The sequence below is a fragment of the Thiomonas bhubaneswarensis genome, assembly GCF_001418255.1.
Taxonomy (GTDB): domain Bacteria; phylum Pseudomonadota; class Gammaproteobacteria; order Burkholderiales; family Burkholderiaceae_C; genus Thiomonas; species Thiomonas bhubaneswarensis.
This window is the reverse complement of sequence record NZ_LIPV01000019.1, coordinates 1-8,576: the sequence shown is the minus strand read 5'-3', so window position 1 is coordinate 8,576 and position 8,576 is coordinate 1. Positions and strand designations below refer to the sequence as shown.

General features: G+C 61.0%; 8 protein-coding genes and 2 pseudogenes. 4 read left to right on the top strand and 6 right to left on the bottom strand.

The window, feature by feature from the left end:
• Both ASC45_RS15285 and ASC45_RS15280 read left to right on the top strand, forming a co-directional pair.
• Nucleotides 1-200 (top strand): annotated as a pseudogene (locus tag ASC45_RS15285) (hypothetical protein); the annotation flags it as partial.
• Between the two features lie 154 nt (nucleotides 201-354).
• Nucleotides 355-558, top strand: a pseudogene (locus tag ASC45_RS15280) (integrase core domain-containing protein); the annotation flags it as partial.
• On the opposite strand, the gene ASC45_RS15275 reads toward ASC45_RS15280, so the two are convergent.
• Complete coding sequence (locus tag ASC45_RS15275) at nucleotides 519-1,331, bottom strand: hypothetical protein (protein WP_055451859.1); 813 nt, start codon at nucleotides 1,329-1,331, stop codon at nucleotides 519-521. The pseudogene ASC45_RS15280 and the gene ASC45_RS15275 overlap by 40 nt on opposite strands.
• A gap of 514 nt (nucleotides 1,332-1,845) precedes the next feature.
• Between ASC45_RS15275 and ASC45_RS15270 the strand changes: the two genes are divergently transcribed.
• A complete protein-coding gene (locus ASC45_RS15270) occupies nucleotides 1,846-3,327 on the top strand; it encodes a DUF2779 domain-containing protein (RefSeq protein WP_055451858.1) in 1,482 nt (493 codons plus the stop codon).
• Nucleotides 3,327-4,295: a helix-turn-helix transcriptional regulator gene (locus ASC45_RS15265; protein ID WP_055451857.1), complete on the top strand. Its 969-nt coding sequence runs from the start codon at nucleotides 3,327-3,329 to the stop codon at nucleotides 4,293-4,295. Before ASC45_RS15270 ends, ASC45_RS15265 begins: the two co-directional genes overlap by 1 nt.
• A gap of 118 nt (nucleotides 4,296-4,413) precedes the next feature.
• Here ASC45_RS15265 and ASC45_RS15260 read toward each other — a convergent pair whose 3' ends face one another.
• The 5 genes from ASC45_RS15260 to ASC45_RS15240 all read right to left on the bottom strand — a co-directional run.
• On the bottom strand, nucleotides 4,414-5,718 hold the full coding sequence (locus ASC45_RS15260; RefSeq protein ID WP_055451856.1) for a PDDEXK-like family protein: 1,305 nt from the start codon (nucleotides 5,716-5,718) through the stop codon (nucleotides 4,414-4,416).
• A gap of 192 nt (nucleotides 5,719-5,910) precedes the next feature.
• On the bottom strand, nucleotides 5,911-6,768 hold the full coding sequence (locus ASC45_RS15255; RefSeq protein ID WP_055451855.1) for an SIR2 family NAD-dependent protein deacylase: 858 nt from the start codon (nucleotides 6,766-6,768) through the stop codon (nucleotides 5,911-5,913).
• A complete protein-coding gene (locus tag ASC45_RS15250; RefSeq protein WP_055451854.1) occupies nucleotides 6,765-6,995 on the bottom strand; it encodes a DNA translocase FtsK in 231 nt (76 codons plus the stop codon). Before ASC45_RS15250 ends, ASC45_RS15255 begins: the two co-directional genes overlap by 4 nt.
• Nucleotides 6,996-7,310: 315 nt before the next feature.
• Nucleotides 7,311-7,706 carry a PcfJ domain-containing protein gene (locus ASC45_RS15895; RefSeq protein ID WP_167344864.1) on the bottom strand — a complete coding sequence of 132 codons (396 nt, stop codon included), beginning with the start codon at nucleotides 7,704-7,706 and terminating at the stop codon, nucleotides 7,311-7,313.
• Nucleotides 7,707-8,227: 521 nt separating this feature from the next.
• Nucleotides 8,228-8,576: transposase (locus ASC45_RS15240; protein ID WP_174514735.1), on the bottom strand; the 349-nt coding region annotated here is incomplete at its 5' end.

Genomic DNA, 8,576 nt, shown 5'->3' with positions numbered 1-8,576 from the left:
ACCGGCGCGGGCCATGGAAGACCCGCGAGGCGGTCGAACTGGCCACGCTCGAATGGGTGGCATGGTTCAACCACCACCGGCTGCTCGAGCCCATCGGCTACATCCTGCCAGCCGAGGCCGAGGCCAACTACTGGCGAGGCCAAGACCAGACCGTGCCCGCCATCACGGCTGCCCACGCGACAGCGCAACAGGAGGATTGAGCCATGGAACATGGCCCAACCAGGGGGCGCCTCCGGCGGCCCCTGCGGGGGGGCTGGATGAGAGAGAATCTGAAAACCAACCATCCGCTTGACTGTCAGGCCAACACGGCCCGACTCAAGCCAACAAGCCTCCTCGAAACCCGGTGCGGTTCACAACGTGTTCGTCGAGCGCCTGTGGCGCAGCATCAAGTACGAGGAGGTCTACCTCAAGGCCTACGACACCGTCAGCGCCGCGCGCGCTGGCATCCAGCAGTACCTGGCCTTCTACAACACACGCCGACCGCACCAGGCCCACGCCGGGCTCACGCCCGATGTGGTTTACTTCGATTCGCTGTCGCGCCCGGAGGTCGCCGCGTGATCGACGGGTTGCCCACCGCGCCGGTCGGCCGTTCGTCGCATGCGACGCCCGCCCGCCGCCGTGGACAACCGCTGCAGCATGGACTTCGAAACGCAGCCGATCCACTGATCTAACCCTGGGATCGTGTTCAAACGAACGGAGCCACCTCTGTACTCCCCCCGGGCAATCTGCTGCGGGATGATGATCTGCGCGGCCACGCCCTTGCCGGATCTCGTGCGCCCAGTCAGCAAAACATGCTGGATGCGCGATTCCTCGTAGTCGGCGTAGACCGGCTTCTTCTTTTCATCCAGACCGAGAAACAAGCCACGTTTCGGTTTGATGAATTTCGCGGGGTCATAGCCGCCGATTGCTGCGGGGAGGAACTGGGCGATCTGACGCACATCGGTGCGGCGGTTGCGCTCCAGTCGCGTCGCCTTGGTCAGGTTGGCCGCTATGGCATTCAAACGCGGCGCCCACACGCGATGCCAATAGAACATTCCACCGATGCCCAGCGCGAATGCGAGCGCATAGGCGGCTTCGTCATACAAGGAAGGCGCCCAGACTGCACCGAGCATGCCTGCCTCCACTGACGGCAACATCATCATGCCCAGTAAAGGCAACAAACTGCACAGACCCAGTAGGGAAAACAGTACAGCCCATTTCGGAGGCTTGGCTTGCGCTGCAGACCAAGCAAGAACCAAAAAGGCCGACAACAGGCCGAGGGCCGGATGCGCAATCAGGAACAGCAGGAATTCGGCCAGTAGACCGCCTGCGAAGTGTTGCAGATACTGCATGGGGGTTCTCCCAAAAAGTGGATGACACCCTTATTCATCAACAGGCGAAATCAACCACTCCACAACCCCTACCCTGCCCGCTCAATCCGTATAAGCGGTGCTGCGGCGTAGTCTGATCAAACCCTCCGCCGTTTCCAGTCCAAGCCCGTCATCGATTCCGATTCAAAGCCGCCACCGGCGCCGGAATTGTCGATCGGATGAACCGCCGCGCTGGGGTTGGGCTCGACACTGCCCACCGGGGGGCTGGTTGTCGGCCGAAGCGGGCGCTGGGCTCACCTGGTGACGGCGACAGCAATGCCACCGGTAGCGGTCGCCGGAAGTGTCGACTCGTGGACGGACGCTTTCAGCGCCGTCGAATTGGCGCTCACGGCCAGGAGCGGCCAGAATCATTCGATCCAGATAGTGGCCATTTGGACCCATCTGATCCTATTGACGCGTCGTTGGAAGCGTTGCGACACCATTTGTCGCAAGACTGACGCATCATGGAGGCTGCCAACAGCGATCAGGTCACGACATGCGCCCCCTCTCCAAATCCAAGATCATGGCTTTCCGCCAATGCCCGCGCCGTGTGTGGCTCGAGGTGCACAGGCCAGAGCTGAAAACGGATTCATCGGCGACGATGGCCAGCTACGAGGCGGGCCACACGGTAGGCGACATCGCCCGGCGCTTGTACGACCGCGTTGGCGACGGTGAACTGATCGACATCGACACGCTGGGCTTTCCAGCCGTGTTTGACGCGACTGCCGAGGCGCTCACGCACCGTCGCCCGATCTTCGAGGCGGCGTTCACCACAGGCGATGCGTTGGCGCTGGCCGATGTGCTGTTGCCCGCCGGGAAAGGACATTGGCGCATGGTGGAGGTCAAGTCCTCAACCTCGGTCAAGGACGCGCAACGCGAAGACGTGGCGATCCAAACCTACATTACCACCAAGGCCGGTGTCAAACTCCATTCGATGGCACTGGCCCACATCGACAGTTCTTGGGTCTATCCGGGTGGCGACAACTACGCAGGGCTGCTGGTCGAGGAAGACCTGACCCAGGATACCCTGGAGCTTCAGCCCGAGGTTCAGGGTTGGATCGACTCGGCACAGCGCATCGTCGCCCGCCCCGAGATGCCGCAGGTCAAGACCGGTGCGCAGTGCGACAGCCCCTACGCCTGCGGCTTCTACGGTTATTGCGCCAGCCTGGAACCCGCGGTCGAGATGCCCATCCATTGGCTGCCGCGTTTTCGGGCGCAGGAATGGGCCGAGCAGGGTGTGGTCGATCTGCGCGATGTGCCTGTCGAGATGCTCAACGACACTCAGCAGCGCGTGCGCAAGTGCACGGTGACAGGCAAGGTCTACTTCGACGCGGAAGGCGCCGCGAGGGATCTTGCAGCGCATGCCTTGCCTGGCTACTTCCTCGATTTCGAGACCATTCAGTTCGGCGTGCCGATCTGGGCGGGCATGCGACCCTACCAGCAGGTACCGTTTCAGTACAGCGTCCACCGACTCGGAGAGCGCGGCGACCTCGAACACCGGGAGTTCCTCGATCTGAGCGGCAAGGACCCGTCGCGCGCATTCGCCGAACAGCTGACCGAGGACTGCGGGTCCGAGGGGCCGGTGTTCGTCTACAACGCAGCGTTCGAGAACGCGCGCATGGCTGAACTCGGGGAGCGCTTTGCCGATTTGAAAGAGGGCTTGGACGCCATCGTCGCGCGAGTCGTCGATCTGCTGCCGATCGCACGCAACCGCTACTACCACCCCTCGCAACAGGGCAGCTGGAGCATCAAGGCCGTGCTGCCGGCGGTCGTGCCCGAACTCAGCTACGAGGCGCTCGATGGCGTGCGCAACGGCGGCGATGCCCAGGAGGCCTTCCTCGACGCCATCGCACCGCAAACATCGGTCGAGAAGCGTGAGGCTCTGCGGGCACAGTTGCTCGCCTACTGTGGTCTAGACACCTATGCCATGGTGCGCCTGTGGCAGGTATTCGCCGGACGAACCGACGGGACCCTCTGATGGCAGGCGACCGCAAGGACAGTCTGGACACGGCCTTCCTGCTCCTGGAAATCCTCAGGCGCATCCCGAAGGTGCGCAAGATCACGGCAACCGAGATCCAGGAGCAGTTGGCCGCGCAAGGATGGGTTCGCGACATCCGCAGCATCCAGCGGCATCTGGACACCTTGAGCGAGCGCTTGGACATCGAGCGCGATGACCGGAGCAAGCCGTATGGCTATCGCTGGAAGGAGGGGGCCGAGGGCATCGCGCTGCAATCGCTCTCGCCGCAGGAGTCGCTGCTGTTGAAGATGGCGCATGAGCACCTCAGGGCACTGCTGCCGCCCAGGCTCAGCAAGACCCTGGCCGGATTCTTCGACCAGGCCGAGCGCAATCTGGGGCCCGGAACATCAGCGAAGCAGGAGCGCGCCTGGCTCAACAAGGTCAGGGTCGTGCCGACCAGTCAACCTCTGCTGCCGCCGGAGGTCAAACCTGCGGTGTTCGAGACGGTGACCGAAGCCTTGTTCGAGAACCGCTATCTCGAACTCGTCTACAGGAACGCCGCTGGGCGGACGCTGCAGGCGAAGGTGATGCCTCTGGGTCTGGCGCAGCAGGGTCCGCGTCTGTATCTGGTCTGCCGCTTCGAGGGCTACGACAACGAGCGCAACCTGGCGCTGCATCGCATCCTCAAAGCGTCGGCATCGACGCTGACCTTCGCGTATCCGACAGATTTCGACCTGGCCAGGTTCGACGCCGAGGGTCATTTCGGCTATGGCAACGGCGAGAGAGTGCGGCTCAGCATGCGGATCGACAAGGAAGCGGGCTTTCACCTTACCGAGTCGCCGCTATCGCCGGATCAGGTCGTCGTCGAGCACGAGGACTGCTACCAGATCAGCGCGACCGTGGTGGATTCGGCCATGCTGGAGTGGTGGCTGCGGGGGTTTGGGGAGGCCGTGTGGCATGTCAAACGAAGCAAGGTGGGAAATCGATGAGCACCGCCCTGGCGTTGTCCTCATCCAGCGGCGCGCGGGGCAGCCAGCTTGAAGATGGGATCGTGGCGCAGGCTGTTGGCGTCGGCCTAGGATGTGCCGAAGCAGGAGGCGCATCAATTCAATCAGGCGTGCCCACCAATAGTTCAGGCCTATCCTTGAACAATTCACATACCTTCGCTGATAGGTCGGCAATCTTTACAGCAAGCGAACCATTCCATATCGCAAGCCAGGGCTTAGGATTGGCGGACCAATCCTTAAATTCTTGACCGAGCTGTTCATTTTCCCCTGCATAGATGCACCAAAACCAGAATTTGTTATTTTCTCCTCTTCCAAAAGCGGCCTCCATTCTCTTGATAATCTCATCTTTGGAAGAAGGCCATTCCTTAGTATTCTGCCCATCGGGATAGACTCCCCAAATCAGGTCCTTAAATCCTACGCTCTGGAACTCAAAGCTCACTCCAACTCGCGCTGACTTGTGGCAATAGATCGTAAATCCATCGTAACAATGGCCCGCCATTTTTTCTGGTCTCCAATCCAGAATCAAGCCCCGTTTCTCACACTCGCTTTTCAACTGCCTTTCAAGCTGGCACAACCTCCGCCGCTTCAGCTCATCCATAGAGCTTGCAATCAAAATCGCCGACTCCACGTGCTCGGGGGTCGCGAACACGGTCTTTTCAATCTCTTCTGCTTCACTCATCTCAACCTCTCCGTTGATGTCACTGCTTATGAATTTTCCCAGCTCTTCGATGAACACCCGTACCTTCAAGGCGCGGCTCTGGCCTGCGCATTCAGCCAGCCAATCGTTCAATTCGTGGTAGGTCATCATCATGAACTGTCCTAGAACCTCCAGCTCCTTGCGTCGGGACTTAGGAAGGCTGGAGCTGCTGGGCTCGCGGTTACTCAAAAACACCAGGGTCCAGGGCCGGTCACCGGCGACCTTCGAGAGGTGATCCGCGTAATCCGTCAATTGCCGATCCTGATCCGCGGCCCATGGCTTGTTCTCGATACCGATGATGCCGCTACTGTTATCGATCAGAATGTCGATGCGCCGCCCATCGATGGTCTGATGCTCCAGCGTCACAGTGGCACTTTCGCTCGACATCTCATCTCGGATCTTTTGCGGCATTCGCCTCAGGAAGGCTTTGAGGAATACCTGCTGCTGACCGTGACTGCCTTGCGGATTCAGCAGCGTCGCCAAACAGCGAGATAGGCCGCTCTCATCGGTACGCAAATAATCGAAGATGCGAAAATCCGGCGCCAATTCACCGGCGAAGCGCTGCTTCGCTTGCCGTACCACGCTCACATTCATGTGAACCTGGTTGAGCAGATTCGCTAACTTGCGTTCGCTCTGGCCACGATAATCGGCGGCAGTCTCGCTCACGACGTTTAATAGCGACTCAACCTTCTGTGTTACAGGTGTCATATTCTTTACTCCAGCATTGCATTCTGCAGTGCGACCAGTCGATTCGCCTTGGCAGCAATTTAGCAGCAACTATATTCACTCAATCTGTCGCAGGGGCCAAGCGATCGGGATCACCACTGCGAAAGATCGCGTTGATAATGGTCAGGAGGAGTCTTCACACTGCGCCCGCACCTTGCAGCGACGTCGGAGAGTCTACGCATGGCTTGTCCGCTTCATCGCGACATCGATGCGGCGCAAAGCCTCAAGCGCCCCTAACGCGATCCCGACGCCGAGACCATCGGGCACCGCGCTGTCGGCCGGATTGATACGCACGAGACGTCCTCCGAATTCGCGAGCAACGCCCTGCGCAAAATGCCTCACCGACGACACCGCAGTGCCTGCGCCGATCTCGACGACCACCGGCTTCGCAACCGTCCCGAGCCAGCGCTGCAGCCCGGCACGTTTTCTGGGCTTCGCATCGATCCACCCCCAATCCCCGAACATGAGGATGTTCGGACGCGCCACGCCTCCGCATAGCGGGCAACGCGGCAGCGCGTTGACCAGGCGGCCTGCCGCCTCATCGACCTGCGGCTCGAAACCCGCCGCCGACCAGACTGCGTCCGAGCAGGGTTCGAGGCATTGCAGTGCGTGGATGGAGCCATGACACTCGACGATCTGCGCATCGGCGAAACCGATCGCCTGGAACTGCCCGTCCACGTTGCTGGTGAAGACACGCGCCCCGTGCGTCATGCGCGCGGCCCATTGGCGCAGAATGCCGAAACCCGCATGCGGCCGTGTGCGGCGGTAAAGAGCGAGCCGGTGGCCATAGAACCCCCAGGCCAGCCGCGCATCCGCTTGGAAAGCCGCAGGGTTGGCAATAGCCGTGAAGTCCATGCCGCGCGCTCCAAGCGCGGGATAGGCCCTCCAGAAGCCTTTCTCGCCGCGGAACTCGGGCAATCCGGATTCGACCCCCATGCCCGCGCCAGCGGTGATCACAAGGCCATCGGCTTCAGCAATCAACTCGGCCGCGCGCTCGATGGACTGCCCCGTCGCGTCCAACCGGGCGCTCATCGGTTCTGCTCCTTGTCCACCAGCACCCACTGCCGCGTTGCGCCGGGCTTGGGGGTGACGAGGCCAGCAGCCTGCATGCGCTCGAACAGTTCGCAGGCAGCGCCGTAGCCCAGTCGAAGATGGCATTGCACGAGCGCGACGGAAGCCTCGCCTTGATCGAGGACCAGAGCCACGGCCCGGGCGTAAAGCGTGTCCGTGCTGGCAGTGTCCGCGTGTTCATCTTTCATCGCAGTGTCCTCCGCAGTGTGACGGCAGCACTTGAGCCTGTGACTGCACCGGCGCCATTGTGGGGCCGGTGTGCGACGCCTTGTGTCGCACTGTGCAGACAAGACATCGCTTGAAGGAATCGGTCATGCCAACCAACAACGCCATCACTTTTCGCACCTACGCCGTGCCATACCATCCAGGACAATTCTCGAGCACTAACCCAGCCCAACGTACGTTCGACCCACCTGTAATAGGCGATCTTGATAGGCGAACTGCACATTGCAAATGGCCCTTCCGCCGGTTCGTGGATCTGTAAGCGCGCAGTATGGAACGACTCAGTGTGCAGCCAGAACCGCACCTGTTGGTGCCTGGCGCTGGTTGAGATGCTGAACCAAAGACACCGCGGCACGCTCGCATGTGGATTCGGGATCGGCATTGCGAAATGCACGATGCTCGACCGCGTGCCACGTCCCGCCTTCCTTGGAAAGGTGCAGGGTCGATCGATGCCTTCCTTCCTCGTCACGTAACGAGAAGACGGCTGAATACCCCCCAAGGATCTCGCGCCAGCGCGATGCCACGCAATGTTTCATGACACGCCCTTCCTCCGCAAGGGACTCGCTGCTGCTCAGTTCCACGATGACGCGGTCGTCGCATCGGTAGGGCACAACAAGTACCGGTTTCCATTCCGCTCCGACGCCATCCGGTTCGTAATGGAGGTGCGGAGCAAACATGGAGATTCCTTCCTCAATCACTGAAAGCATTCCCACACCCATAATCGTTCGCCGCAGGGCTCTCCTTGCGCTCCGTCGCGACCGTCGACTTTTTGAACCCGGGTCGTTGGACTTGGGGGACGCGAAAACGAGCAAGAGGTCATGGTCTTCCAAGTCATCCTGATTCTGCTGAACAAGATCCCAATAGCGGAAGAACGCTCGTCGCTTTCTCCAGAAGATGTCTCTTGCAATGCACCGGATCAGTGGGCGGTCATGCAGCCAGCCCATGCTGCTCAGCCAACCCAATAGCACGTGGGCTGCATCCGTCTCATGGGCAAACGAGGGCTGCCATTCTTGCGGGACTGCGTCAAACATCCATGCGATGGCGGTGGCTCGCAATGGATCCGCAAGAAGGAACAGAGGCACTTGTAAAAGCGACCTTATGGCGCTGGGGCGGATCCGGTACTGAACGCCCATGATGCGAAGCAACGGACGCCCCTGATCGATTGCTTTCGCAATCGCAAGGCTTAGCTACACGGCCCTCAGCGTGCCGCAGCGGACAGCCGAGCCGGGGCAGTATCGCAGAGCGACTGGAGGCCTTCAAGCTGCATGTATCGACGGTTCAGCGACCCCTCGTCGTTCTGCTCCAGCATCATGGCACCGACCAGGCGGGTGATGGCCCCATCGTTGGGGAAGATGCCCACGACGTGGGTGCGGCGCTTGATGTCGGCGTTCAGGCGCTCGAGCGGGTTGGTCGAGTCGGTCTGCGGCCAGTGCGCCTTCGGGAAGGTCATGAAGGCCAGCACGTCGTGCTCGGCGTCGTCCATCAAGGCGCCGAGCTTGGGGAAGCGTTCGCGCAGTTGGTCGGCCACGGTGCGCCACTGCGCGCGG